This window comes from Komagataeibacter xylinus (assembly GCF_031081985.1).
Lineage (GTDB): Bacteria > Pseudomonadota > Alphaproteobacteria > Acetobacterales > Acetobacteraceae > Komagataeibacter > Komagataeibacter xylinus_E.
The window spans coordinates 307,574-330,515 of the sequence record NZ_JARWSK010000004.1 but is presented as its reverse complement, the minus strand read 5'-3'; the positions used below and the strand labels follow the sequence as shown (position 1 = coordinate 330,515).

Genomic DNA, 22,942 nt, shown 5'->3' with positions numbered 1-22,942 from the left:
GACCTGTCAGGTCCGGTAACGCGCGGAAATGGTAAGGAGCTGCTTGGACAGCTTGCCAAGGTTGCTGGCCGAGACCTCGAGGTTGCGCGTGCCGCCCGATGTCTGCTGGCTGGCCTGGCGGATGCTCTGCAACGCGGTCATGACCTGCTCGATGCCGATCTGCTGCTGGTTGGTCGAGGCCACGATCTGCTGGAAGGCATGCACGCCTTCCTCGATGCCGCCGGTCATGCGCTCGATGGTGCGATAGGCGATGTCGGTGCGCTCCTTGCCAGCCGAGACGCGCTTGACCGCCTCCTCCGTCAGCATGACCGAGGTGTTGATGCCGCGCTGGATGTCGCCAAGGATGGCGCGCACGTTCTGGGTGGCGTCGCGCGACTGGTCGGCGAGGATCTTCATCTCGGCGGCCACCACGGCGAACGAGCGGCCATGCTCGCCAGCCGCCGCCGCCTCGATGGCGGCATTGAGGGCGAGCAGGTGCGAACGCTCCGACAGGTCATTGACCGAGGCGATGATCTCGCTGATCGCCTCGGTGCGCTCGGACAGGGCCACGATGTTCGAGGCCACGGCCTCGGCGCCATCATGGGTGTGGGCCATGGCGCGCGCGGTTTCCTCCACCGCTTCAAGCCCGCTGGCCGAGCTGTGCACGATCACCTCGGCTGATGAAATCACCTCACGCGCGCGCTTGCTGATCTGGGCACCCGAATGGGTGATCTCGTCCACCGTGGCCGCCGTTTCCTGCACTGCGGCAAACTGTTCCTCAACACTTGCGGCCTGCTGCTGGGTGGAGGCACGGATCTCGGCCACCGCCGCATCGAGATTCTGCGTCACCTCGCCGCTCTGGCGGGCAATCTCGCGCAGGCCGTCGATCATGCGGTTCAGCCCGGCTGCAAGGCGGGCCACTTCATCGCGCTCCTCGCCCATGCCGCCCACCTTGGCCCGCGTGGCAAGGTCGCCCTGCCCCACGCGCTCCATCACGTGCATGATCGACGAGATCGGCTCCATGATCGAGCGCCGGGTCCAGAAGGTCACGATCAGCGCCACCACCACGGCAAGCACCATGCCAATGGCCAGCGAGCGGCGGCTGTAGTCATAGGAGGCGGCACCCTGGGTTTCGGCCGCCTGCACCCCATGGTCGAGTAGTGAGGCGGCGCGGCCCACGAGCAGATCGATCGACTGCTCGCGGCTGTCTATGCGCGAGGCCTGCTCGCGCACGCTGGGGTCGTTGCCCGCGCGGATGGCCTGGAACAGAAGCCCGGCACCGCGCGTATCCATCTGGAACTGGCTGGAAATGTCACGCAACTGGCTGGCTACGGTATTGAACATCTCGCGCTGGTCACTGCTGCGCGCAAGGCGCCCGCCTTCCTCCGCGCGCGACAGCACGCCGGCGAGCAGGCTGTCGGCCTCGCGGGCCTTTTCATCCCAGCTTGCAATGGCGTCTTCGAGCACGGCGGGCGCGGTCTCGAAATCATGGGCGTAGTAATGCGCAAGGATGGCGAGCCTGCGGGCGACGAGGTCGTTCTCATTGGCGCGGATATGGGTCAGTTCACGATAGACCGACAGGTCGCGCGTGACGATGATGGTCATCTCGTCGCGCACCTCGCGGATCTGCCCCAGCGCATAAATGCCCAGCGAGACCATGAGCAGGACACCGACCATGAAACCGAACAGCAGGCGATTGGCGATAGTCACGGGACTTCACACTCCGACATAACGGGAAGAAAACAGGCGCGCGGGGTCAATGACCGTCATGCTGCGCCCGTCGGCCAGCCTGGCCTGCGGAAAGCCCGAGGGCGTAAGCGGCGTAGGCGTTGCGGTAATATCCACCGTGCCGCCCGCCCCGCTGGCCAGCAGCGCGATGCGCCCGAGCGGAATGCTCGAGACCGAGCGCAGCAGCAGCATGACGCCGGGCTTCGCAAGGGCGGTGCCGCCAAGCAGCACCGACAGGTCGAACACGGTATAAAGATCACCCTGGTAGCCATGCACGCCCCGCACGCCGGGCGGGCAGTCGGGCCTGCGCGGCATGTCGCTCCACACCGGGTCGGTCACGCGCAGCACGGCATGCAGGTCCACCCCGCAGCACTGGCCCGCAAGGTCGAGCAGAACCAGCGGGCGCGCGGGCGCGCATGGGCCTTCGGTGTCGGCACGGGCAGCCATGATGCGCGCGCGGTCAGCGAGCACGCGCCTGGCAAAGGCCTCGCGCCCCGCAAGGGGGGCATCGGCAGGCGGAGGGCCGAAAAAACGCGCCATCAGGACGGCACCTGCTGGCTGCCAGCCACGGCTGAGGCCGCTCCGGGCGGCTCGTCAAGCTGGCGCGCCAGCCGCAGCAGGCCGCCTGCGGTCAGGCCATCGCCATCAGGCAGGGGGGCATCGGGCGGGCAGCGGCTGGCGAGTTCAATCATCTGCGCGCGGATGCGGGCCGCCTGCGCATACCCTCCCGCATCTTCCAGCAGGCGGGCAAGATAGCAGCGCGCCATGACATGGTCGCGACACAGGTAGATGACCCGGCGGAACGATTCCTCGGCCTGCAGCAGGTTCCCGTGCCCCCATGCCAGCACGGCGAACAGGAAATGGATGCCCACGTCAACCGGATGCCGGGCCAGATGGTCGCGGCACATCTGCATGGCGCGCGGCACCTGCCCGCCATCAGCCACGCGGCGGATCGCGGCGGCCACGGGCGCGCTGTCGGGCAACGGCACGGGGGCTGCGGCGCGTAGCGCGCGGCGCGCGGGCAATGGCTGGGTCGCGTCCAGTACCGCCTGCGCGCCCCCCACGGGCGGCGCGCGGAAGGCCAGCGTGCCGGGCAGGCGCACGGTCTCGAGAAAGGGCCTGAAATCGGAAACAGGCTCCGAATGCCCCAAAAGCAGCCAGCCCTCGGGCACGAGGCGCCGCGCCATGGCATGCACCAGCCCCACCGCCTGCGCCTGCGCGAAATAGATCAGCACGTTACGGCACAGGATGAGGTCAAACGGACCGGCGGGGCCGCCATCGGGGCGCAGCAGGTCAAGGATGTTGCTGTAGCGGAAGGTGACCATGCGCCGGTACCCCTCATGCAGCCGCCACAGGCGCGCGCTGACGGGCGTGAACCATTCCGCGCGCTGCGTGGGGGCGATATCACGCAGGCTCCATGCGCTGAATGCAGCCTCGCGCGCCTGATCGAGGGCGCGGGTGCTGATGTCGGTGCCCAGGATGTCGATGCGCCAGTCCGCCAGTGTCTCGCCCGCCTCTTCAAGCAGGCGCGTCAGCACGATGGCGATGGAATAGGGCTCCGCCCCGTTGGCGCAGCCCACGCTCCAGATGCGCAGGTGGCGGATGGCCTGCGCCCTGCGGATCAGCCGGGGCAGGATGGTGCGCTCAAGGGCCGCGAACTGCTCGGCATAGCGAAAGAAGAAGGTCTCGCCGATGGTGATGACCGATTCCAGCTCGCGCCATTCCGCATCGCCCTGCGCGCCGTCGGCCAGCAGGGCCAGGTAGTCATGGCAGGTGTGGCAGCCATGCAGGCGCATGCGCGCGCCCACCACCTCTTCAAGCAGGTCGGTCTTGTCGACATAATAATGCAGGCCGGTGCGCCGGGTCACGGCATTGAGCAGCCTGCGAAACCCCGCTGGGGGAAAGGCGGCCGACCCGCTCACGGCGCGCCATCCGCTGCCGTGGTGGCGTCGGGGTCCGTCTGTGCCCACAGCGCCGCGCGCGCGCGGGTGCGCTCGAGCAGGCTGTCAAGCCGCATGCGTTCATCATCATCAACGATGTCGGTCATGCGCAACATGAAGGCAATGCTGCCATCCCCCAGTTCGAGTTCCTGCCCCGCACCCTCGGCTTCCCCGGCCCCTGCGTCAACCATGGCGCCACTGCCCTTTTGCGGGCGGATGACATCGAGGGCCGCATCGACCAGCAGCGCAACACGGCCGCCGCCGGGCTGGTTGCACAAAAGCAGCGGGCGGTACAGCAGTTCAAGCGGCGCGCGCACGGCCTGGGCGCGCACGCCAAGCAGCACGCCAAGGTCAAGCACCGCCACCATGGCACCCCCGAGCCGGAACCAGCCCGAAACATGCGGCACCATGACCATGGGCGCACGCAGGGCGGGCACGGGCATGCACTCGCGCACCACCAGCCCCGCCGGCAGGCCGTACTGCCGCTCCCCCACCTGAAAGACCATGACCGGCGGGGCTTCGGGGCGGCCCTGCCCGCTCAGGGCGGCCTGCTGTGGGCTGGTCTGATCCATTGCTCCGGCGACCTTCGCTGTTTGCCATATGCACAAGGCAGAAGTTTGCATTTAATACAAGCCATCGCTACCTCGGGCAGGAATGCATTTCCTACAATCCGGGGAAGCCGCCCCTTGCCGGAGTCTTGATTTGATGGACAGTTCCTTTTCCAACCCTTCCCAGGACCGCACGCTGCCACCTGAAACCGCCCCCTCCGGCAGGCTGAACGGGTCGCGCGTCGTGCGGGTTGGCGTCTGGGCGGTGTTCTATTTCGCGTTCTACCTCGTGCAGCAGGTGGCCGAACTGGTGGCGCCGCTGGTGCTGGTGCTCGGCATTGGCTGGAGCGCGCTGCCGCATGTGATCGGCATCGTCAACGGCGCAGCAGGCGCCGACCCGCAGGCGCGTGACATGATCGCCCATGTGGCCCACTCCATTCCCGATCATCTTGAGGTGGGGTCGCATTTCCTCACGCCGTCCTCGCTGGTGTTTGACGGGCTGCTGCTCATGGCGCTGGCCGCCCTGTGCGCAACACTCTCCACCATCGCCGCGCGCACCATGTAACAAACGGACGGACGCATCCCATGTTCCGCCTGCATGATGTCAGCTACGCCTATGGCGGCAGCCAGACCGGTGTTGCCGCGCTGTCGCATGTCAGCCTTGACGTGGCGCAGGGTGAATTCCGCTGGCTGCTGGGGCCCTCGGGGGCGGGCAAGTCGTCGCTGCTGTCCATCCTGTCGCTGGAGGTGCAGGCCAGTTCGGGCATGGTCGAGATCCTGGGCGTGCCGGTCAGGCAGGCGCGGCGGGCGGGACTTGCGCGGCTGCGGCGGCGCATCGGGGCGGTAAAGCAGGATTTCGGCCTGCTGCCCGACATGAGCGTGTTCGACAACGTGGCCCTGCCGCTGCGCCTGCAGCACCGCGTCGAGGCCGAGATTGCGCATGAGGTGCACGCCATCATGAAATGGGTGGGGCTGGAACACCGGCTCGAGGCCCTGCCGCCACAGCTTTCGGGCGGCGAGCAGCAGCGCGTGGCCATTGCGCGCGCCGTGATCTACCGCCCGGCGCTGCTGGTGGCCGATGAGCCGACCAACGCCCTTGACGAGCGGCAGGCCGGTCGCCTGATGCGCATGTTCCACCGCCTGGCCGAACTGGGCACCACCATCGTGGTCGCCACCCATAACGACGCCATCGTGGCAAAATACCCTGCGCCCACCATCGAGCTCCTCCACGGTCATCTCGTGCGGGATCACGGCTGATGGCCCGGCAGCGCTATCATGACGGGCTGGCCCTGCGGCAGGCGCTGCCGGGGCGGTTCCTGCCGTTCCTTGTGGGCAGCATGGCTTTCCTTGCGGCGCTCGCGCTGGCAGGCGGCATTGCGGCGCACGGCCTCTCGCAACGCTGGACGCATGGGGCGGGCGCGGTCACCACCGTACAGGTGCCAAGCCCCACCGACCCCGCCACGGCCACCGCCGCCATGGGCCAGACGCCCGCAACCCGCATTGATGCGGTGCTGGCCACCATCGCCGCCACCCCCGGCATTACCGGCACCCATCGCCTGAGCGATGCCGAACTGCGCGCGCTGCTCGCACCCTGGATCGAGCAGACCGGCGATGCCAGCCTGCCGCTGCCCGCCGTGATCGAACTGCACACCGCCCCGGGGCAGGACGTGGCGGCCAGCCTGCTGCCCCGCCTGCAGGCGCAGGCGCCGGGCGTGCTGATGGAGCATGACAGCGTGTGGAGCGACCGGCTGGCCGCCCTTGCGGGCAGCCTGCAGGCCTGCGCGGGGCTGGCGGTGCTGGTGGTAATGACGGTGGCCGTGTGCGTGGTCATGGCCGCGACGCGGGCGGGGCTGCTCACGCGGCGGCAGGCCATCGGGCTGATTCATGCGCTGGGGGCGACCGACAGCTACATCTCGGGTCGGTTCGCCACGCGCGTGGGGCTGCTGGCGCTGTGGGGTGGCGCGTGGGGCAGCGTGCTGGCGCTGCCCATGCTGCTCGCACTCTCGCACCTTGCCGCTCCCTTTACGGCCATGGGCGATATCCCTGCCACCACACCCGACTGGCGCGACGTGCATGCATGGGCCGCCCTGCTGCCCCCTGCCCTGCTGTGGATGCTCGTGATCGTGCCACCCGCGGCCGGGCTGACCGGGTGGGCCACCACGCAACTGACCGTGCGGGCCTGGCTGCGCCGCCTGCCATGACACGCCTGCGCCGCAGCCTGCTTGTGGGCCTGTGCCTGCTGGGCCTTGGTGCGTGGAGCGCGGGGCTGGGCTGGTTCATGCTCGATGCCCGCCACCCGCCCGCCATACCCCCGCATGCCGATGGCATCGTGGCGCTGACCGGCGGGCAGGGCCGGATCGAACAGTCGCTTGCGTTACTGGCGCAGGGTTATGGCGACCGGCTGCTGATTTCGGGCGTGGACCGGCATGCAACGCTGGGTGATTTCCTGCGCCGCCAGCCACCGCCCGTGCCCCTCGCGCTATGGACCAACACCACGCTGGGCCACCAGGCCGCCTCCACGCTGGGCAATGCGGATGAAACCGCAACATGGGTGCATGAATACGGCATGAAAAGCGTGATCGTGGTCACCGCGGGCTACCATATCCGCCGCGCCATGCTCGAGATCGCCCGCACCACCCCTGACGTGCGCCTGTATGGCTACCCCATCCGCTCGCCTGCCCTGCGCCACCCACTGCATCCCGGCACGATCCGGCTCATGGTGGTGGAATATGACAAATGGCTGCTCGCCTGCCTTGACATGGCCCGCCTGACCCGGCCGCTGCACGGGCTGCTCAACCATGCCGATACGCGGCCCGCAGCCCCCATAGGGTAAGCGGGCAGCTTGTCGCGTGCCGCATTTTCTGGTGTTAGGGTAGCGCTGAACCACCCCGGATGGACCTGTTAGCCCCATGACCGTACTGCGCGCCTTCGTGTTCAACCTGTATTTTGTCGTGCTGACCCTGGTGATGGGCATCGCGGCCTTCGCCATCCGGCTATGCGGCAAAAAATACGCGCTGGCCTATGCCAAGCTGTGGACCGGGCTGACCCTGCGCGGGCTGGAGCGCATCTGCCGCATCGACATACAGGTGAGCGGGCTCGAGCACCTGCCGCCCGGCCCCTGCCTGCTGGCGTGCCAGCACCAGTCCATGTTCGACACGTTCGCGTGGATGAACATCGTGCCGCTGCCCACCTATGTCATGAAGCGCGAGCTTGAACGCATTCCACTCGTTGGCCCCATGCTGCGTCTGACCGGCATGATCGGCGTGGACCGCGATGGCGGGGCCAAGGCGCTGCGGGCCCTGCTGGCCGATGCCGACAGGGCGGCCAAAGGCGGGCGGCAGATCATCATCTTCCCCGAAGGCACGCGCACGCCGCCGGGTGCTGCGATAAAGCTGCAACCGGGCATTGCCGCCCTCTCGGCCCATACCGGCCTGCCGGTCATTCCGGTTGCGACCGATGCGGGGCTGCACTGGGGGCCAAAGGCGCTGGTCAAGACACCGGGCACCATTCACATCGTGGTGGGCAAGCCCCTGCCCGCAGGGCTGAAACGCGCGCAACTGCTGCCCGCCATTGGCACCGCGTGGCAGGAGCTGTGCACGCAGAACGGGCTGCCCGTGCCCAGCGCGCCCCCACGCCCCCCCCCAAGCGCGTGACAGGGCCGGGTTGAAACCACCTCCAGCCCCGTAACCGCCCGGCTCCCGCACGGACAGATTACCCGAAGGTACGCCGGTAGGCTGAGCCCATGACCGCATCAAGCCGGGCACCAGGCACGAAATCGGCCATCCCGGCCGGGCGCGCCAGCCCCGCCTGCTGGCGCGGGCACAGGGAAGGCGCGCCCAGCACCTGTGTTACGGGGTAGAGGGCCGTCCATGCAGGCACATCCGTATAATCCGCCTCATCATCGGATACGTGTTTTTCACGGATCTTGGCCGAGGCGGTCTCGATCTTCATGCACATGATGGATGTCGCCCTGGTCTCGCGCGCATCTGGCGGCCGGATGAGGCTGGAACGGCCCGGATAGATACGGTCGATGAGCCGGTCCATCAATGCACGTTTTTCCTTCATGTCCTCGACAGGATGCGCCTGCCCGAACACCATCGCGGAGCGGTAATTGACCGAGTGATGAAAGCCCGAACGTGCCATGACCAGCGCATCGAGGTGGGTGACGGTCAGGCACAGGTCAACACCCTGTGCCTGCGTGCGGATCATCCGGCTGGCTGATGAGCCATGCCAGTAAAGATGATCCTCCTCACGCCAGAAACTGGTGGGCGTGCAGTAAGGCCGCCCGTCGATGACATAGGCAATGTGGCACAGCAGGGCCGCATCAAGAATGGCATGGAGCGTGGCCCTGTCGTAATGGCCACGATCGGGCTGGCGCCTGACCCGGTTGACCGGTGTTGCGGGAAAGCTGTCAGGCATCCCGTCAGGCTTTGCTGGCGTCTGTCTTGTCATGATTACTGATCCCGTGATGTCGTGCGCCCCTACGATTGTGGTAAAGTGGCCCAGGAAAAAGAACCAGATAGCAAAAAACAGACTGGACCAGTCATGGGACGACAGGCACGCCGGGCCGTGCTGCTGAGCATCACGCTGGAAGAAAACAGCCACCAGACACTGCAGGCCCAGATCCACGGCCAGATCCGCCGCGCGATACTCGAAGGCCGGCTGGCCTGTGACACGAAACTGCCCTCCTCACGCCTGCTGGCCGCTGAACTTGGCTGCGCGCGGGGTACCGTGCTCGCGGCCTTCGATCAGCTTCAGGCGGAAGGGTATCTGGTGGCCCGCAGCACCGCGGGCATGTCGGTAGCGCGGGACCTGCCTGATGACATGCTTGCGCCCGCCCCCACCAAAAGCGCACCCCACACCCCCATGCTGCCACCCATGCTGCCCGAACGGACCAGGACGCTGCTCAGGCATGCACGCGCGCCACAGACCGCCCCATCGGGCAATGCCCCCATTGCCTTCCCCCTCGGGCAGCCGGACAGGCAGGCCTTCCCCTTTCCGCTATGGGCCAAACTCCTTGAGCAGGACTGGCGCAGGCCCGCATGGCCTATTGCTGGCACGCCGCCGCCATCTGGCCATCCTGCCCTGCAGCAGGCCATCGCCACCCATCTGCGCACCGCCCGCGGGTTCGATTGCGCACAGGAGAGTATCGTCATCACCGCCGGTGTGGAGCAGAGCGTATCGCTGTTTGCCCGCATCGCGCTTGAAGCAGGCGAACAGGCCTGGGTGGAGGAACCGGGCTATCCCGGCATCAGGGCCGCACTGGCGGCAGCCGGCATCCGCGCCGTGCCGGTTGCCATTGATGAAGCGGGGTTTGCCCCCGAAACGGCCCGCGCCACAGCGCCGGATGCCCGGCTGGCGGTTGTTGCCCCGTCACATCACTATCCGCTGGGTACGGTGCTGAGCCTGCAGCGCCGCCTTGCCCTGCTCAGTTGGGCGCAACGCAGGCAGGGCTGGATCATCGAAGATGATTTTGATGGCGAATACCGCTATGCCGGTCGGCCGCTGGCACCATTGCGCGCCCTCGACCGCGCGGGGCGTGTCGCCTATCTGGGCAGTTTTTCCAAACTGCTCTTTCCAGCCCTTCGGCTGAGTTACATCGTGCTGCCGCCCGCCCTTGTGCCTGTGGCGCAGAAGATCCTGCCGCAGGTTTTCACCCCCGCCCCGCTCATGGGGCAGGGCGCGCTGGCCCGTTTCATCGCAGAGGGGCACCTGGCCTCTCACCTGCGGCGCACGCGCCTGCTCTATGCCGCCCGCCAGAAAAGCCTGATGGAAGCTGCAGGTCGCCACCTTGCCGGCCTCATGCATATTCCCCCTGATTCAGGCGGCATGCATGTCGTCGCCTGTCCCACGCCTGCCCTTGCCCCCACCCTTGATGATAACGCGGCCACGGCTGTCGCGCTGAAGGCAGGCGTGCAGGTTGCGCCCCTTTCGGAATGTTATGCCGGTCCGCGTAAGCAGCACGGATTGCTGCTGGGATATGCTGGCACGCCGCACCATGAAATTGATCCCGCCATGCGCAGGCTGGCCCTGGCCCTTGAAGCCTTCATGCCGCGTCACACCGGTGCAGGAGACCCGATGGGGCGGGCGTGAAGAGGGCGCCCTTCAGTCAGCCGCGCGCGGCGGGCGTGCAAGCTGGCCCTGCAGTGTTTCCACCTGCTGGCGCAGGTCCATGATTTCCTGCAACAGGTTCTCCACCGTACGGTTGCCCGCGCGCTCCACCGCGTAAAGCGAGGTGAACAGTGACATGGCCTGCCGCACCACGGCGGCCTGCTCCTGGCCAAGCGCCTCAAGCCCGTCGCCCGTTGCATCCGGGGTCTGGCGGTCCATGAACTCGCCCATCATGCGCTCGAGATAGTCCGACACCTCGCCCTGCCTGCTGTCGCCATAACAGCGGATGAGCTGGCGCAGGAAGGCGACCGGCAGCATGGCGCGGCCGCGCGTTTCCTCCTCAAGCATGACCTGGGCGAGCACGCCACGGGTAATGTCATCGCCGGTGCGGGCATCGAGAATGACGAAGGCACGGTCGAGCTTGACCATGTCCATCAGGTTCTCAAGCGTGATGTATGCCGACAGTTCGGTATCGTACAGCCGCCGGTTGGCATATTTCTTGATGACGACGGGAGCAGAAGAGACCGACACATGCCTTCCTTTCACATGGCGCGGGACCGGGCCGAAAAGCCCGAACGCCCCGCGCGGACGCCCTGGCGTGAGGCGTGCTCCTTCCCTTTAGGGCATAACCCGCGCCCCGACCATGAGCCGTGTCATTAAACCTTCATTTTTCCCTCCGGTAAAACAGCCTGTCCTGCACCGCCAGAGGGCCACGTGCTGGCGTTTCGCACCCGGCGGCGTGTTCATGACGTATTATGTCAGAAGCTGTCCTTTTCTTTTCGCAACCGGCCCAGCGTCGCCACATCCGGCGCGCGCAGGAAGGGATTGGTCGCCCGCTCCACATCAAGGCGCACCGGCAGGGTGGGCAGGCCACGCGCCCGCAGGCTGGCCACCTCGGCGGCGCGTGCCTGCACGGCGGGGTTGTCCGGATCAACATGCAGGGCGAAACGCGCGTTTGACTGCGTATATTCATGCCCGCAGCACAGCAGCGTCTGGCCAGGCAGGGCATCAATGCGGCGCAGCGAGGCAAACATATCGGCAGGCGTGCCCTCGAACAGACGCCCGCAGCCCATGCTGAACAGCGTATCACCACAGAACAGCGCAGGCCCGGTGGGGAAATAATACGACACCTCGCCCGATGTATGGCCCGGTGTTGCGATCACCTGCACCTGCTGCGCGCCAAACGCCACCACATCGCCATCGCGCACCGCGATATCGAGCGGTGGCAGGCGGCCTGCATCCACCGCCGCCCCCACGACCCGCGCGCCATAACGCTGGCGCAGGGCCTCGGCTGCGGCAATATGGTCGGCATGGTGGTGGGTGAGGAAGATCATGTCCAGCCGCCCGCCTGCTGCATCAATGGCGGCGACAAGCGGCGCCTCCTCGGCGGGGTCGACCATGGCGGCGGGGCCTGAGGGGCCATCATGCACAAACCAGGCGTAATTGTCCGACAGGATGGGAATCGCCTCGATCAAGAGTTTCCGTGTCATGACTGTCCCTTCATGTAACCTTGCCCCCGCCACACCATGAGCATGGCATGAGTGCTGGCAGCCTGTTAGTGTAACACCCATGGGCGCCAACATGCACACCGCCGCAAGCTTTTATGCTTCCCGCCGGGGCCAGATGGCCGCCCGGCTGCTTGGCCAGCGCATGGCCGGATTCTGGCCGCAGGGCGCGCGTGGCCACATGCTCGGGCTTGGCTATGCCCTGCCCTTCCTGCCGCTATGGGACCGGCCCGGACAGCCCTGCTTTTCAGCCAGGCTCGACATGCCAGTCACGCGCGAGGGCGGGCCGTGGCAGGGGCGCGACTGCGTGGTGCGAGGCGACAGCCTGCCCTTCGATGACCTGAAATTCGACCGTATCCTGATGATCCACGCACTTGAAACCAGCGAGGACAAGAACACCCTGCTGCGCCAGGTCTGGAAAATTCTCAAGGATGATGGCGTGCTGCTGCTCATCGTGCCCAACCGGGCCGGGCTGTGGGCGCATACGGACAATTCCCCCTTCGGGCAGGGCACGCCCTTCTCGCGCCGCCAGATCAATCGCTGGCTGGCCAATGCCTGCTTCCGCGCCGAGCGCCATGAGGATGCGCTCTACATTCCCCCGGCCGGTCCGTGCCCCACCGGCCCCGCCACCATGGCGGAATGGACGGGGCGCACCCTCTTCCCCCGGCTCGGCGGCGTATGCATGATCGAGGCGGTGAAGGACATTTATGCGGGTGTGCCCACCCGCCCGGCCACGATCATGCCGGCGGGGCTGCGACTGCGGCCCGCGCGGCTGTTTTCGCGCAGCCTCACCCACCGCCAGCGGGGTGGAAACGCGCAGGATACTTGACCAATTTTGCGGGAATCTCCATGAACATTGTCCCATGTCGCTAATTCAATCCCTCAAGCTTGTCCTTGCCCCGCCGCACCCGGCTGCGCGCCCCTTCCTGCTTGCCTCCGGCGCGGGTGCCGTGATCGGGCGGCTGCTGCCGTGGCGGGCGACAAAACTGCTTGGTACGGCCAGTGGCCTGTTTTTCGGGTTCTGCCTGTATTTCTTCCGTGACCCCGAGCGCATCACCCCGGCCGAAGCCAATGTGGCCGTGGCCCCGGCGGATGGGCACATCGTCTCGATCGAGAAAGTGGCGCCGCCGCCGGAACTCGACATGGGCGATGCCCCGGTGTGGCGCATTGCCACCTTCCTGTCGGTGCTTGACGTGCATGTGAACCGCATGCCGATTGCGGGCACGGTCACGCGCGTGTCGTATCATGCGGGGCAGTTCCTCAATGCCAGCCTCGACAAGGCATCGGAGCTCAATGAGCGCAATGCCCTGCGCCTTACGCTCAAGGACGGGCGGCAGCTTGCCGTGGTGCAGATTGCGGGGCTGATCGCGCGCCGCATCCTGTGCGATGCGGAGGAAGGCATGCAATATGAAACCGGCGAACGCTTTGGCCTGATCCGCTTTGGCTCACGCACCGACCTGTACCTGCCCGCCGACGTGGCCCCGCTTGTCGAGGTGGGCCAGACCATGATCGGCGGCGAGACCGTGATGGCGCGGCTTTAAGCGATTATGGCAGTTCCTCCCCCCGCCGCCCGGTCACGCCGCATCCGCAGGCTGAAAAAACGCCAGCGCCCCCGCGTGCGGGGCCTGTCGTTCAACCGGATGATCCCCAACCTCATGACCATGCTTGGCCTGTGCGCGGGGCTGACGGGCATGCGATTCGGGCTGGAGGGACGGTTTGGTGGCGCGGCCACGGCCCTCCTGATTGCCGCGTGCATCGACGGGCTTGATGGCCGTATCGCGCGGCTTCTGCGCGGCACCAGCCGCTTTGGCGCGGAGTTCGACAGCCTGTCCGACTTCCTGTGCTTCGGGGTGGCACCCGCCTTCGTGCTGTACCTGTGGGCGCTGCATGAAGGGGGGCGGTTTGGCTACATTCCGTGCATCATGTTCACGGTGTGCATGGCGCTGCGGCTTGCCCGCTTCAACGCCAGCCTTGATGATGACGCCAACCAGCCCAAATACGCCGCCAGTTTCTTTACCGGCGTGCCCGCGCCTGCCGGTGCGGGGCTTGCGCTGTTTCCGCTCTTTCTGGGGCTGGAGGCACAGCGCCTGCACATTGACTGGCTGTATGACCTCACCCGCGACCCGCTCATGCCTGCGCTGACACTCAGCGGCACGGCTTTCCTGCTGGTTTCCACCCTGCCGGTGTGGTCGTTCAAGAACTTCAAGGTGCCATCGCCGCTCATCCTGCCCACCATGCTGGGCACTGGGGCCTATGCCGCCATCATGATTGCCGAGCCATGGGGGGCACTGGCTGCGGCGGGCGTGATCTACCTGCTGCTCCTGCCCATCAGCCGGCGCAGCTTTCACCGCCTGCGCCGCGCGGCAGAAGATTTGCAGGAAAATGACGAGCCCGCGCCCCACAGCCCGGATTGATACGGGCAAGGTGCCACCTTTTTCACAAAGCGCGGCGCTTCCTGAAGCTTTTTGAAAAAGCTTCACCAAAAACTTTTATCTTTTACCTTCAGCAGCCTGCCAGCGCACCAGGGCGGCCAGGATTTCATCCGGCGCGGGCGGGCATCCGGGCAGCGACACGTTGCTGCGCGCCCGCACGCCCACACCGCCCAGCACGGCGTAATTGCCGCCAAACAGGCCGCCATCCACCGCACAGTCTCCCACCACGGCCAGCACGCGCGGGCCGGGCATGGCCTGCCAGGCCAGTTCGACCACGGGCGCCATGCCCACCGTCAGGCTGCCGGTCAGCAGCAGCATGCCCGCCTGCCGGGGCGTGGGCACGAAGCGGATGGGGTGATTGCCCGCCAGCAGGGCGCGTGACAGGCTGGCCAGTTCAAGCGCGCAGCCCGTGCAGCCGCCGCTTTCGATATGAAAGATGTCCAGCGCCTCAAGCCTTGGCAACGCCGTGCCATCGGGCCAGAACATGTGGAGTTGCGCCATTACAGGTCCGCCCCGGTGGCTGACAGGCCCAGCGAGACCACAATCAGGTCCACATCCTCATAAGCCGCGCCCGACAGGATTGCGGGCAATGCCTGCACCTGCGCCAGTGACGGCTCACCACACCACCATGCCGCGACATGCCCTGCCTCAAGGCGCAGCCAGTGCCAGACCGGGCCTGCCGGGCCTTCGGCCCAGCCCAGACCTTCCCCTCCTCCACCTTCAACCTCCATGACAGCGCTTTCGGGCGGGGCGGCAAGCAGGGACAGGCTGGCCCCGATCTCGCCCAGACGGGCCTCAAGCCGGTCGGTCACATCGCCCTGCCCTTTTTGCGCCGCCCGCGCATTACAGCCCATGATGCCCAGGCGGGCAGCCATTGTGGCTGACAGCACGCCCTTGCCACGGGCCTGCGCCGCAAGGCCACGGGGCCGCCAGAACAGCCGGTGCAGGAGCGCGTGCTGCGCTGCCAGCGTGGCCAGTTGCGTGCCATCCACGTTCATCAAAAAAGCCGCTGCGGGCGGAATGACATCAAACAGCAGGCGCCGCCCGCATATGTTCCGGCATATCTGCCGCATCTGCTCCAGCATGCTGGCGGCCAGGGTAGCGCTGCGTCCATCACCCACGATCGCGCTGGCCTGCGCCAGCACATCCAGATGGGTGGCAATCCGTTCCATAGCCCCCAGCATCACGCCTGCCGCCACGTCCTGCGCGGGCATGACGGTGCCGGTAGCGTTGTGCAGGGCACGGGCAAAGGCAAGCTGGTGCGCCACGGTTGCAGGCGCATCAATCCGGGCGACCAGCCGTGCCGCCTGCTGTGGCGCAAGCCCCCGCAGGCGCGCAGCCACCCCCCGATGCGCGTAGCCCATGCAGGGCTGCACCGCCTCGATGCGCGCGCCGGGCAGGCCGAGCCGCAGATGAAACGGGGCACGGAAATTGCCTTCCGCCGGGCCATAACCCAGCACCGTGCCGCCTGCCTGCCGCACTGCTGCATCATCAATGAACTCCCGCCCCTCCGGCAGGCCGGGCGTGGGCGCGGGATGGGCCGCCAGAGGGGAGGCCACCGGCCATCGCCCCTGATCCAGCCACGGATCGCACCTGCCGCGAATAGCCGGAATGCCCCACAGATCATGGATAATGCGCTCTGGCGCCCGTGCCCCCACACGCACGGGCGACAGGGCGGGATAGCCCCCGGATGATACCACGACACTCGCAACCAGCGGCATCGGGTCATGGTGGAACAGGGCATGCACCTGCACGCCATCAGACCATAGCCCCAGCAGGGGCAGGTCAGCCGCACTCAACCCCGCGATCATGGCCTGCCACGCCTCGGCCTCCAGCACGAAGCGCCCGGCGCAGGGCGTGGGGGCACCCTGACGGATAAGGGCCACGATCCCCTCGCTCATGCCAGCACCATCCCGCCATGCAGGGCCAGTGCCAACACCATGCAGCCCAGTACCAGCGCCACCGCCGCGCGCGCCCGTGCAACCGGGGCGGGTTCTGTCGCGCCGTGGGCCGTGGTGGTGAATACAGGCCACAGGCAGGCCCCGGCCAGCAGGGCCACCCCCGGCATGGCCCCCATCTCGGCCAGCAGCATCAGCGCCAGCGCCACCCCCGGCAGAAAAGGCGGCCATAACAGGCTGCAAGGCCCCGCCATGCACCGCACCCCGCCACCACAGGCCAATGCCAGCAGGCAGGCCGCCAGCGGCACGGATGCCGTGGCAGGCGGCAGCCCTGCGGCCAGCACCACCCAGCCCGACCAGTCCATGCCATCGGCGTGGGCGCGGGACCGGGGCAGGAGCGACCACAGCAGGCACACGCAGCCCAGAAAGGTCAGTGCTGCGCGCAGGGCAGGCGACATGATCGCCGCCTGTGCCAGCACCGGCATGGTGGCCAGCAGCGCCATCTGCCCACCCAGCGGCTGCCGCTTGCCTGACAGCACGCCACACGCCAGCAGCAGCCCGCCAGCCAGCAGCACGGCACCGGCCTGTTCCTGCCGCGCGCCCCACCCGGCCTGCAGCACGAACAGCCCGCCCTGCGCCATGACCAGCCCCCCCAGCCCCACGCGCAGCGCGGTCCAGTCGCCCTGCCTGCCCAAAACCAGATGCAGGCCCAGCCCCAGCCCGATGAACATGACCAGCAGGTCGCACCGCCCGCATGCCATCGCCAGCGTCGCACCGGCTGACAGGATGAAAGGCTCAGGCCCCGCCATGCGCCCTTCATCGTGCGCCGTAGCCTCGGGCATGAAAACGCGCACGCACAACGCCAGTGCCGGGCAGGCCAGCATCAGCGCCTGCGCCATAGGGTGGGCAGACTGGCAGCCCACCGCGCACAGCCCCAGGAGCAGCACGGCCAGCAGGCCCCGCAAGGACTTTGGCCCGTCGGTTGCCAGAAGGGCCATGGCCGCCAGCACCATCCAGCCCACCACCAGACTGATGAAAAGCGCTGGAGACATCATGGTGCCGCCCCGCCAGAGCGGGCCGCGCGCAGCAGCATGAGGTTCAGGGCCGCGACCGCAACGAGTGTTTCCGTCATGACCTGCGGATTATTGGCCAGCCCCGCCAGCAGCATGACGCCATCAAGCCCGCAGGCCAGCCCCGCGCACAGGGCGGCGGCGGCACGGGCAATGCATGCGCCCCACACGCCACACAGAATGGCGGATAATCCGGCCAGCCCCATGAGTCGCGCCGTCATGCCGCCGGGCATGCCCGGCACGATCACCTGCGCCAGCACCGCAACGCAGACCAGCCCACCGGCAAGACGCAGGCCACTGCGCTCACGCGGGCCTGCCTGCCCGTACAGCATCTGCAGCCCCAGCAGCCCGACCAGCCCTGCCTGCGCCACCGCCAGCAGGCATGACAGCCCCACACTGCCCTGCCCCCATTGCCACAGCCACACGCATGCCGCAGCCAGGCCCGCATGCCAGGCAAGCCCCCCGCCCCGCCCCCCGGAGCCCGAAAGCGACACGATCACCATCATGCCCAGCAACAGCACCAGCATGCTCAATCCGCCCCCCGGCCCGCGAACAGCAGCACCCCGGCCATCAGCGCGCATAACAGGGCCAAGCCCGCCCGCCAGCCCGCATGCTGCCTGCCTGCCGAGACCACGAACACCCGCAGCCCCGCCACACACCCGCATGCCAGCAGCATATGCGCAGCCCACAGCCCCATCGCCCCCAGCAGCGATACGCCCCGCCATGAGCGGGCCACGAGATCGGGTTCCACGATCCCTTCAGGCCAGACCAGATCACGCGCCACCATCATCCACACCACCGCCAGCAGGTCACGCGCATACAGCGCCACCGCGCGGTCGGGGCCTGCCAAGTCCTCCAGCATGGTGGCAAACAGGCGTAATGCCGCGCCATCGCTTTCCTCCACCCCCGCCAGCACCAGTGCGGCCGCCACCAGCGCAAGCGGCACGCGCACCACGTTCATATCCGCCACATGCGCCTGCCGCACCAGCCCCGCCAGCGTGCCATCGGGCAGGCACAGCCCCAGCACCACGCACACCAGCAGCAGCACGGGCTGGATCATGATGCCGATGCACGCCGCCTTCAGCCCCGCATGGCCGGGGCGGGCCAGCCCTGCCGCAAGGGCCGTGACCACAAGGGCCAGAAACGCCATCTCCAGCAACCCGCCCACGATCAGCAGGTCCGACAGGTCGCTGCCGGGCAGGCCGATGCAAAATGACGGCACCAGCCCTGCCGCGGCCAGCGCCGCCGCAAGCCCCAGCCACGGGGCCACTGCCGTAACCTGCGCGCCTGCCGCCGAACGCACCCCCGCCTGCCGCCAGGCATGGCGCAGCACGCGCCAGTGTGCCAGCGGCGCGGGCGGGTGGCGTTCGCCCTGCATGCAGGTCGCCATCCAGCGCAGCAGGGCGATCCAGACCGGCGCCATCAGCGCAACCAGCGCCATATGCCAGCCCGCCAGTAACAGCGCCTGCATGCGTGCCGCAAGGAACGGTGCCACCATCCCTATCCCTGCCATGCAATGAACATGAGCGCCCCCACGCAGGCCACCACCAGCACCACCTGCCCCGGCACCCGCCGCCCGTGCCATGCGCCAGCCACCCGACCTGCGCCAGCCCGCGCGAGCCTGCGCGCCAGCCGCAGGCCACGGGCATAATCACGCATGGCATGCCGCCGCGTTGCTCCCGCCACGGCCATGTCGAGCAGCATGCGCGCGGGGTTGCCCGGCCCGACCTGCGTGAGCGGATCACCAAACACCATCCATGGTGGCACCACGGGCGCGCCCTGCTGCCACCCCGCCACCTGCCGCGTGGGCGTGCGGCAGGCCAGCCGCCGCACAACCGCCACCACTGCCCCTGCCAAGGCGACAAACAGGCACAGGCGGGCCGGATGCAGGGCGGCACCCCCATCTGGCGATGTCAGGGCAACCGCGGCAAGGTCCGTCCATGTGCCAGCCGCCTGTGGGGCCGCACCCTGCATCAACGCCAGCCAGCAACCGGGCCAGATGGAAACCAGCATGACCGGCAGCCCCGCCACCAGCACACCCCATTGCGCGCGCACGGGCGGGTCAGCCGCCCCCGCGCCGCGTGGCGTGCGCGGCCTGCCGCACAGCATGACCGCCACAATACGCACAAGGGCGAGCAGGCGCACCGCCCAGCCCACGCCCAGCACGGCCAGCGCCCCCAGCAGCGGCACCTCGCCCGCCAACCCGCCCGCATGCGGCATGGAGGCCAGCAGGCGCAGCAGCATCCAGATAATGGAGAACCCCAGCAGCGGCGGCAGCCCGCTTTCGGCCAGCAGCGCAAGCGCAAACAGCGCGGACAGGCGCGGCATGAGCACCCCAAGCCCACCCAACCGGAGCAGCGAGAGCACGCCTGCCTCGCGCTCCATCACATCAAGCACCCGGGCGGCCAGCATGCCAGCGAGCAGCAGCCCCGCCACCAGCAGGTAGGTGCGCTGAGCACAACTGGCCATGCCCGGCAGGTCATCGGCCCGCGCCAGCAGCATGAGGCCTGCGAGCATGATGATGATGGCCCCCGTGCCCCCTGCCAGCCCGGTCAGGACCCGGCGCGCATCAGGCGCGCGCAGCGCCCGCCACGAAGCGGTCATGTAAAACAGGCACCCCGCCACGATCAGCAGGCCGCCCCAGCGCATGTCGGACACCGCCGTGCCCGCAGGCAGGCGCGCCCACAGGCTCATGGCGGCAATCATCGCGGCGATATCGGCCATGTGGAAAGGCCGCAGGCCACGCGGGGCCACCCGCAGCGAAAGCGAAAGCCCCAGCAGCCCCCCCGTGCCCACCGCGCACAGCCCCGGCAGCAGCCACCCCGCCTGCGTGGGAAAGACGCAACCCGCCGCCAGTAAAAGCAGGGCGATGCGCTCCGGCCCGTGGCGTGACGCCTCGCCGCGCGCCAGCAGCGCCCAGCCTGCCCCCATGCAGGCCAGAACTGGCGCGCCTGCAACTGCAACCGCCGCCGCCACACAGGCCGCAAGGTCGCGCAGGCTACGGGCCGCCGCGCCAACAAGGCCAAGCGGCAGCAGCAGGGCCAGATCAGGCCGCGCGGCAAAAACGCCCGGCCACGCCACCAGCCCGCCGGGCAGCCTGCCCCCCGCAAGCGCCATGCCCTGCAGCAGGCTTACCCCCAGCCAGCAGGCGACAAGCATGGGCCGCATCCGGGCCGCCTGCCCTGGCACGCAGGCCAGCAGGGCCGTGAGCAGGGCTGCCGCCAGCAGGGCCGCAAGCACGATGACAGGAATGATGACAGCCCTCCCGCATGCGCCCGGGCAACCGGGCAGGTCATGGCCCGCTCCATTGGGTGTTACGGTGCCGATGGCTTCATCAATCCGCGCCATATCCGCGCACGTCAAGATAGGGCCGGTCGCACTCCGGGCCGCGTGCCACGATGAAGGCCTGATCCGGCAGCAGCGCATGACGGACAACCGCGCGACGCGCGCCATATGTCGGCCAAAACCTGCACATCAAATATTGTCGACCTTCAGCAAAATGTTGCATTTAAGTATCGAAAAACATGACATCTGATATTGTAATGATGGAATTTGGTTCTTCCGTTGCCATCACGGCGGCGGCTGCGTGCGCATCGCCTGCTTTTGCACAAGATATGCCACTTGTCCCGCTTCAGCATACCATCGAGGCACCGAAGCCATATCCAAATGTTGTTCTGCATGGCTTATGGCGATACCCTTGTATCACCATGCGCAAGCACCATCATTTCTGAAATAAATTAAAAATACGGAGATAATATAAGCGCAAGATACCATGCCTCTCCGCTATATAATTCCCCTTCGATATATCAATTCATCCATTTGCACGGAAATGGTAACATCGTAAAATCAGCATCCGATAATAACGAGTGTGATGTACGTAATCCGCCAGACGGTAAGGAACATGGCGATATCTGCTTTTATGTAAGGTTTGTTGCTGAAAAACCAAAACATAACCCTGATGAAGAAGCCATGGACTCATTGAGCGAGCGAGTGCCTGACAGACGAAAAGATTTTTAAAGATGATATAGACGACGTAGAATCGCAATTAAATCAGACAGTAAAAAAATACGCAGGCGCCAACAATACAAAGGACGACCTGTAATTTTAAAGTAAAACATCCGGGCCGCAGGGACACGACAGGCCACCCGTGCCGCTGCCCCTGCTCGCCCCGTCCGCCTGCGGTGACGACACACCCACACCCGAACAGCTCAAGCAGGATGACAAAAAGATAATGGGAGGTTGTGGAACTGAGAAACTGAACATCCGCATCCTGCCTGCGCGGGCGGGATCATAAACGGAAGCTGCCGGGTGCCGCCTTTGATTAAAATAAAGGCGGCGTTTTCATTCAACCAGACCGGCAGGCCCGTCAGATCATGGCCAGCGGTTCCTTGCGGCGCGGCGGGGCAATGGCGGCGTCGATCTCGGCCAGGTCATCGCGCGTCAAGGTAATTTCGGTTGCGGCAAAATTTTCATGCTGGTGCTTCGGGCTGCCTGCCTTGGGTATGGCCAGCACGTTGTCCTGCCGCAGCACCCAGGCCAGCGCGATCTGGGCGGGACTGGCCGGGCCGAGCGATGTGGTGTGCCTTGCCGCCACCCGCGCGAGCACCGGTGCACGCAGCAGGTCGCCGCCCTGCCCCAGTGGCGAATAGGCCATGGTCACGATGCCCGCTTCATGGTCACGCGCCAGAAGGTCGAATTCCGCGCCACGGTAGTCGAGGCTGTACAGCACCTGATTGGCGGCACACGGCGTGGTGGCGGTAATACTCTCTACCTCGCGCATGGCGTCGGTATCGAAATTGGATACGCCCCAGGCCCGGATCAGGTCTGCTTCAACCAGATCATCAAAGCCTGCAATGGTCTCTTCCAGCGGCTCGCTGCCCTCCCAGTGCAGCAGGTACAGGTCGAGATATTCGGTGCCCAGCCGTTTGAGCGAGGCCTCGCACGCGCGGCGCACACCCTTGCGCGAGGCGTTCGAGGGCAGCACCTTGCTGACCAGAAACACATCATCACGCCGCCCGCGTATCGCCTCGCCCACCAGTTTTTCCGATCGGCCGGAGCCATACATCTCGGCGGTGTCGACCACGCGGATACCGGCTTCAAGCCCGGCATGGATGCTTTTTATTTCATCCGCGCGGCGACTGTCGCTGTCCCCCATGTTCCATGTGCCCATGCCAAGGGCCGGGACAGTGGTGCCGTTGGGGAAAGTGACCGTTTTCATACGCAACCTGCCTTTCGTCCATGCCGCGCGGGCCTGCCCCACGCGCTGGTGCCTATTTGCGACGCGCCCAGCCTTTTGGCTGCTGTTGCCAGTAGCTCAGTTCATGCCCGGCCTCGCGCCACGCCACCCACCGGGCGCGGGCGCCTGCCACGGCGGCCTCGTCATGGCCATCGAACAGGTCGAACACCCGCTCGAACGGGGAAAGATCGGGCAGTTCCACCCCATCGAGCAGGAAGGCGAAGGTCGCGCCATTGGGCACGTCCTCCCCCTCCGTCAGCCAGATGGGCTGCCATTCCCCATGCCCCATGGCCTTGGTGCCATGGGGCAGCCACAGCGGGTTGGCGGAACGCCACAGCCCGTCATCGAGTTCGGTCACCCGCTCGGCCGTGCCACAGCGGATGACCGCGCGCCTGCCCGCCGCAAGCGTGCGGCCAAGCAGCGCGGGCAGCACTTCCACCGCCTTGGAACGCGTCAGGTGATAGAAGCCAATCTGCGCCATGGAGTTCCCTGTCC

Annotated in this window: 26 protein-coding genes; 10 read left to right on the top strand and 16 right to left on the bottom strand. The window is 67.0% G+C overall.

The window, feature by feature from the left end; translation table 11 throughout:
* Window positions 1–6: 6 nt before the first annotated feature.
* Genes QEG70_RS09720 through QEG70_RS09705 form a run of 4 tightly spaced genes read right to left on the bottom strand, consistent with a single transcriptional unit; the run spans window position 7 to window position 4,219 of the window.
* Complete coding sequence (locus tag QEG70_RS09720; RefSeq protein ID WP_308720472.1) at window positions 7–1,689, bottom strand: methyl-accepting chemotaxis protein; 1,683 nt, start codon at window positions 1,687–1,689, stop codon at window positions 7–9.
* 6 nt (window positions 1,690–1,695) lie between these two features.
* The gene (locus QEG70_RS09715; protein ID WP_308720471.1) at window positions 1,696–2,247 is read right to left on the bottom strand and encodes a chemotaxis protein CheW; all 552 of its coding nucleotides are present in this window, start codon (window positions 2,245–2,247) and stop codon (window positions 1,696–1,698) included.
* Window positions 2,247–3,629 (bottom strand): CheR family methyltransferase, encoded by a 1,383-nt coding sequence (locus tag QEG70_RS09710; protein ID WP_308720470.1) that lies wholly within the window; start codon window positions 3,627–3,629, stop codon window positions 2,247–2,249. The genes QEG70_RS09715 and QEG70_RS09710 overlap by 1 nt, the downstream gene beginning before the upstream one ends.
* Window positions 3,626–4,219, bottom strand: coding sequence for a chemotaxis protein CheW (locus tag QEG70_RS09705; RefSeq protein ID WP_308720469.1), 594 nt, complete (start codon window positions 4,217–4,219; stop codon window positions 3,626–3,628). Before QEG70_RS09705 ends, QEG70_RS09710 begins: the two co-directional genes overlap by 4 nt.
* Before the next feature lie 133 nt (window positions 4,220–4,352).
* Here QEG70_RS09705 and QEG70_RS09700 point away from each other — a divergent pair, with 133 nt between their 5' ends.
* The 5 genes from QEG70_RS09700 (at window position 4,353) to QEG70_RS09680 (ending at window position 7,848) form a co-directional block, all read left to right on the top strand.
* Window positions 4,353–4,760: a hypothetical protein gene (locus QEG70_RS09700; protein WP_308720468.1), complete on the top strand. Its 408-nt coding sequence runs from the start codon at window positions 4,353–4,355 to the stop codon at window positions 4,758–4,760.
* 20 nt (window positions 4,761–4,780) lie between these two features.
* The gene (locus QEG70_RS09695; protein ID WP_308720467.1) at window positions 4,781–5,452 is read left to right on the top strand and encodes a cell division ATP-binding protein FtsE; all 672 of its coding nucleotides are present in this window, start codon (window positions 4,781–4,783) and stop codon (window positions 5,450–5,452) included.
* On the top strand, window positions 5,452–6,396 hold the full coding sequence (locus QEG70_RS09690; protein ID WP_308720466.1) for a cell division protein FtsX: 945 nt from the start codon (window positions 5,452–5,454) through the stop codon (window positions 6,394–6,396). Before QEG70_RS09695 ends, QEG70_RS09690 begins: the two co-directional genes overlap by 1 nt.
* Window positions 6,393–7,028, top strand: a complete 636-nt coding sequence (locus tag QEG70_RS09685; RefSeq protein ID WP_308720465.1) for a YdcF family protein — start codon at window positions 6,393–6,395, stop codon at window positions 7,026–7,028. Before QEG70_RS09690 ends, QEG70_RS09685 begins: the two co-directional genes overlap by 4 nt.
* A 76-nt stretch (window positions 7,029–7,104) precedes the next feature.
* On the top strand, window positions 7,105–7,848 hold the full coding sequence (locus QEG70_RS09680) for a lysophospholipid acyltransferase family protein (RefSeq protein ID WP_308720464.1): 744 nt from the start codon (window positions 7,105–7,107) through the stop codon (window positions 7,846–7,848).
* A 58-nt stretch (window positions 7,849–7,906) separates the two neighbouring features.
* Here the strand turns inward: QEG70_RS09680 and QEG70_RS09675 are convergent, their stop codons facing one another.
* Window positions 7,907–8,647: a pyridoxamine 5'-phosphate oxidase family protein gene (locus QEG70_RS09675; RefSeq protein WP_308720463.1), complete on the bottom strand. Its 741-nt coding sequence runs from the start codon at window positions 8,645–8,647 to the stop codon at window positions 7,907–7,909.
* A 93-nt stretch (window positions 8,648–8,740) separates the two neighbouring features.
* Between QEG70_RS09675 and pdxR the strand changes: the two genes are divergently transcribed.
* Complete coding sequence (pdxR, locus tag QEG70_RS09670; RefSeq protein WP_308720462.1) at window positions 8,741–10,288, top strand: MocR-like pyridoxine biosynthesis transcription factor PdxR; 1,548 nt, start codon at window positions 8,741–8,743, stop codon at window positions 10,286–10,288.
* Window positions 10,289–10,300: 12 nt separating this feature from the next.
* Here pdxR and phaR read toward each other — a convergent pair whose 3' ends face one another.
* Entirely contained in the window at window positions 10,301–10,837 is a 537-nt protein-coding gene (gene phaR, locus QEG70_RS09665) for a polyhydroxyalkanoate synthesis repressor PhaR (RefSeq protein WP_308720461.1), read from the bottom strand.
* Between the two features lie 227 nt (window positions 10,838–11,064).
* Window positions 11,065–11,796, bottom strand: a complete 732-nt coding sequence (gloB, locus tag QEG70_RS09660) for a hydroxyacylglutathione hydrolase (RefSeq protein ID WP_308720460.1) — start codon at window positions 11,794–11,796, stop codon at window positions 11,065–11,067.
* 91 nt (window positions 11,797–11,887) lie between these two features.
* Between gloB and QEG70_RS09655 the strand changes: the two genes are divergently transcribed.
* Genes QEG70_RS09655 through QEG70_RS09645 form a run of 3 tightly spaced genes read left to right on the top strand, consistent with a single transcriptional unit; the run spans window position 11,888 to window position 14,225 of the window.
* The gene (locus QEG70_RS09655) at window positions 11,888–12,640 is read left to right on the top strand and encodes a methyltransferase domain-containing protein (protein ID WP_308720459.1); all 753 of its coding nucleotides are present in this window, start codon (window positions 11,888–11,890) and stop codon (window positions 12,638–12,640) included.
* Between the two features lie 34 nt (window positions 12,641–12,674).
* Entirely contained in the window at window positions 12,675–13,352 is a 678-nt protein-coding gene (locus QEG70_RS09650; RefSeq protein WP_308720458.1) for a phosphatidylserine decarboxylase, read from the top strand.
* A 6-nt stretch (window positions 13,353–13,358) separates the two neighbouring features.
* Window positions 13,359–14,225 (top strand): CDP-alcohol phosphatidyltransferase family protein, encoded by an 867-nt coding sequence (locus QEG70_RS09645; RefSeq protein ID WP_308720457.1) that lies wholly within the window; start codon window positions 13,359–13,361, stop codon window positions 14,223–14,225.
* Between the two features lie 75 nt (window positions 14,226–14,300).
* Here QEG70_RS09645 and QEG70_RS09640 read toward each other — a convergent pair whose 3' ends face one another.
* Genes QEG70_RS09640 through QEG70_RS09610 form a run of 7 tightly spaced genes read right to left on the bottom strand, consistent with a single transcriptional unit; the run spans window position 14,301 to window position 20,686 of the window.
* Window positions 14,301–14,744: an NADH-quinone oxidoreductase subunit B family protein gene (locus tag QEG70_RS09640; protein WP_308720456.1), complete on the bottom strand. Its 444-nt coding sequence runs from the start codon at window positions 14,742–14,744 to the stop codon at window positions 14,301–14,303.
* Entirely contained in the window at window positions 14,744–16,144 is a 1,401-nt protein-coding gene (locus tag QEG70_RS09635; RefSeq protein ID WP_308720455.1) for an NADH-quinone oxidoreductase, read from the bottom strand. The genes QEG70_RS09640 and QEG70_RS09635 overlap by 1 nt, the downstream gene beginning before the upstream one ends.
* Window positions 16,141–17,196 (bottom strand): hypothetical protein, encoded by a 1,056-nt coding sequence (locus QEG70_RS09630; RefSeq protein ID WP_308720454.1) that lies wholly within the window; start codon window positions 17,194–17,196, stop codon window positions 16,141–16,143. Before QEG70_RS09630 ends, QEG70_RS09635 begins: the two co-directional genes overlap by 4 nt.
* A complete protein-coding gene (locus QEG70_RS09625) occupies window positions 17,193–17,738 on the bottom strand; it encodes a hypothetical protein (RefSeq protein ID WP_308720453.1) in 546 nt (181 codons plus the stop codon). Before QEG70_RS09625 ends, QEG70_RS09630 begins: the two co-directional genes overlap by 4 nt.
* A gap of 2 nt (window positions 17,739–17,740) precedes the next feature.
* On the bottom strand, window positions 17,741–18,709 hold the full coding sequence (locus tag QEG70_RS09620) for a hypothetical protein (protein ID WP_308720452.1): 969 nt from the start codon (window positions 18,707–18,709) through the stop codon (window positions 17,741–17,743).
* A gap of 2 nt (window positions 18,710–18,711) precedes the next feature.
* Window positions 18,712–20,559: a proton-conducting transporter transmembrane domain-containing protein gene (locus tag QEG70_RS09615; RefSeq protein WP_308720451.1), complete on the bottom strand. Its 1,848-nt coding sequence runs from the start codon at window positions 20,557–20,559 to the stop codon at window positions 18,712–18,714.
* Window positions 20,546–20,686, bottom strand: coding sequence for a hypothetical protein (locus tag QEG70_RS09610; protein WP_308720450.1), 141 nt, complete (start codon window positions 20,684–20,686; stop codon window positions 20,546–20,548). Before QEG70_RS09610 ends, QEG70_RS09615 begins: the two co-directional genes overlap by 14 nt.
* Before the next feature lie 49 nt (window positions 20,687–20,735).
* On the opposite strand from QEG70_RS09610, the gene QEG70_RS09605 reads away from it, so the two are divergent.
* Window positions 20,736–20,942 (top strand): hypothetical protein, encoded by a 207-nt coding sequence (locus tag QEG70_RS09605; protein ID WP_308720449.1) that lies wholly within the window; start codon window positions 20,736–20,738, stop codon window positions 20,940–20,942.
* 635 nt (window positions 20,943–21,577) lie between these two features.
* Here QEG70_RS09605 and QEG70_RS09600 read toward each other — a convergent pair.
* Window positions 21,578–22,429 carry an aldo/keto reductase gene (locus tag QEG70_RS09600; RefSeq protein ID WP_308720448.1) on the bottom strand — a complete coding sequence of 284 codons (852 nt, stop codon included), beginning with the start codon at window positions 22,427–22,429 and terminating at the stop codon, window positions 21,578–21,580.
* 52 nt (window positions 22,430–22,481) lie between these two features.
* A complete protein-coding gene (locus QEG70_RS09595; protein WP_308720447.1) occupies window positions 22,482–22,928 on the bottom strand; it encodes a DNA polymerase III subunit chi in 447 nt (148 codons plus the stop codon).
* Window positions 22,929–22,942 lie beyond the last annotated feature (14 nt).

Bases quoted from the DNA above. Each gene is read 5' to 3' on its own strand.
- QEG70_RS09690 (WP_308720466.1), top strand. From the start codon at position 5,452: ATGGCCCGGCAGCGCTATCATGACGGGCTGGCCCTGCGGCAGGCGCTG.
- QEG70_RS09640 (WP_308720456.1), bottom strand. From the start codon at position 14,744: ATGGCGCAACTCCACATGTTCTGGCCCGATGGCACGGCGTTGCCAAGG.
- QEG70_RS09620 (WP_308720452.1), bottom strand. From the start codon at position 18,709: ATGGTGGCACCGTTCCTTGCGGCACGCATGCAGGCGCTGTTACTGGCG.
- gloB (WP_308720460.1), bottom strand. From the start codon at position 11,796: ATGACACGGAAACTCTTGATCGAGGCGATTCCCATCCTGTCGGACAAT.
- QEG70_RS09600 (WP_308720448.1), bottom strand. From the start codon at position 22,429: ATGAAAACGGTCACTTTCCCCAACGGCACCACTGTCCCGGCCCTTGGC.
- QEG70_RS09625 (WP_308720453.1), bottom strand. From the start codon at position 17,738: ATGCTGGTGCTGTTGCTGGGCATGATGGTGATCGTGTCGCTTTCGGGC.
- QEG70_RS09635 (WP_308720455.1), bottom strand. From the start codon at position 16,144: ATGAGCGAGGGGATCGTGGCCCTTATCCGTCAGGGTGCCCCCACGCCC.
- QEG70_RS09630 (WP_308720454.1), bottom strand. From the start codon at position 17,196: ATGATGTCTCCAGCGCTTTTCATCAGTCTGGTGGTGGGCTGGATGGTG.
- QEG70_RS09605 (WP_308720449.1), top strand. From the start codon at position 20,736: ATGACATCTGATATTGTAATGATGGAATTTGGTTCTTCCGTTGCCATC.
- QEG70_RS09705 (WP_308720469.1), bottom strand. From the start codon at position 4,219: ATGGATCAGACCAGCCCACAGCAGGCCGCCCTGAGCGGGCAGGGCCGC.
- pdxR (WP_308720462.1), top strand. From the start codon at position 8,741: ATGGGACGACAGGCACGCCGGGCCGTGCTGCTGAGCATCACGCTGGAA.
- QEG70_RS09680 (WP_308720464.1), top strand. From the start codon at position 7,105: ATGACCGTACTGCGCGCCTTCGTGTTCAACCTGTATTTTGTCGTGCTG.
- QEG70_RS09685 (WP_308720465.1), top strand. From the start codon at position 6,393: ATGACACGCCTGCGCCGCAGCCTGCTTGTGGGCCTGTGCCTGCTGGGC.
- QEG70_RS09595 (WP_308720447.1), bottom strand. From the start codon at position 22,928: ATGGCGCAGATTGGCTTCTATCACCTGACGCGTTCCAAGGCGGTGGAA.
- QEG70_RS09645 (WP_308720457.1), top strand. From the start codon at position 13,359: ATGGCAGTTCCTCCCCCCGCCGCCCGGTCACGCCGCATCCGCAGGCTG.
- QEG70_RS09650 (WP_308720458.1), top strand. From the start codon at position 12,675: ATGTCGCTAATTCAATCCCTCAAGCTTGTCCTTGCCCCGCCGCACCCG.
- QEG70_RS09610 (WP_308720450.1), bottom strand. From the start codon at position 20,686: ATGTGCAGGTTTTGGCCGACATATGGCGCGCGTCGCGCGGTTGTCCGT.
- QEG70_RS09715 (WP_308720471.1), bottom strand. From the start codon at position 2,247: ATGGCGCGTTTTTTCGGCCCTCCGCCTGCCGATGCCCCCCTTGCGGGG.
- QEG70_RS09700 (WP_308720468.1), top strand. From the start codon at position 4,353: ATGGACAGTTCCTTTTCCAACCCTTCCCAGGACCGCACGCTGCCACCT.
- QEG70_RS09695 (WP_308720467.1), top strand. From the start codon at position 4,781: ATGTTCCGCCTGCATGATGTCAGCTACGCCTATGGCGGCAGCCAGACC.
- QEG70_RS09655 (WP_308720459.1), top strand. From the start codon at position 11,888: ATGCACACCGCCGCAAGCTTTTATGCTTCCCGCCGGGGCCAGATGGCC.
- QEG70_RS09675 (WP_308720463.1), bottom strand. From the start codon at position 8,647: ATGACAAGACAGACGCCAGCAAAGCCTGACGGGATGCCTGACAGCTTT.
- QEG70_RS09615 (WP_308720451.1), bottom strand. From the start codon at position 20,559: ATGGCGCGGATTGATGAAGCCATCGGCACCGTAACACCCAATGGAGCG.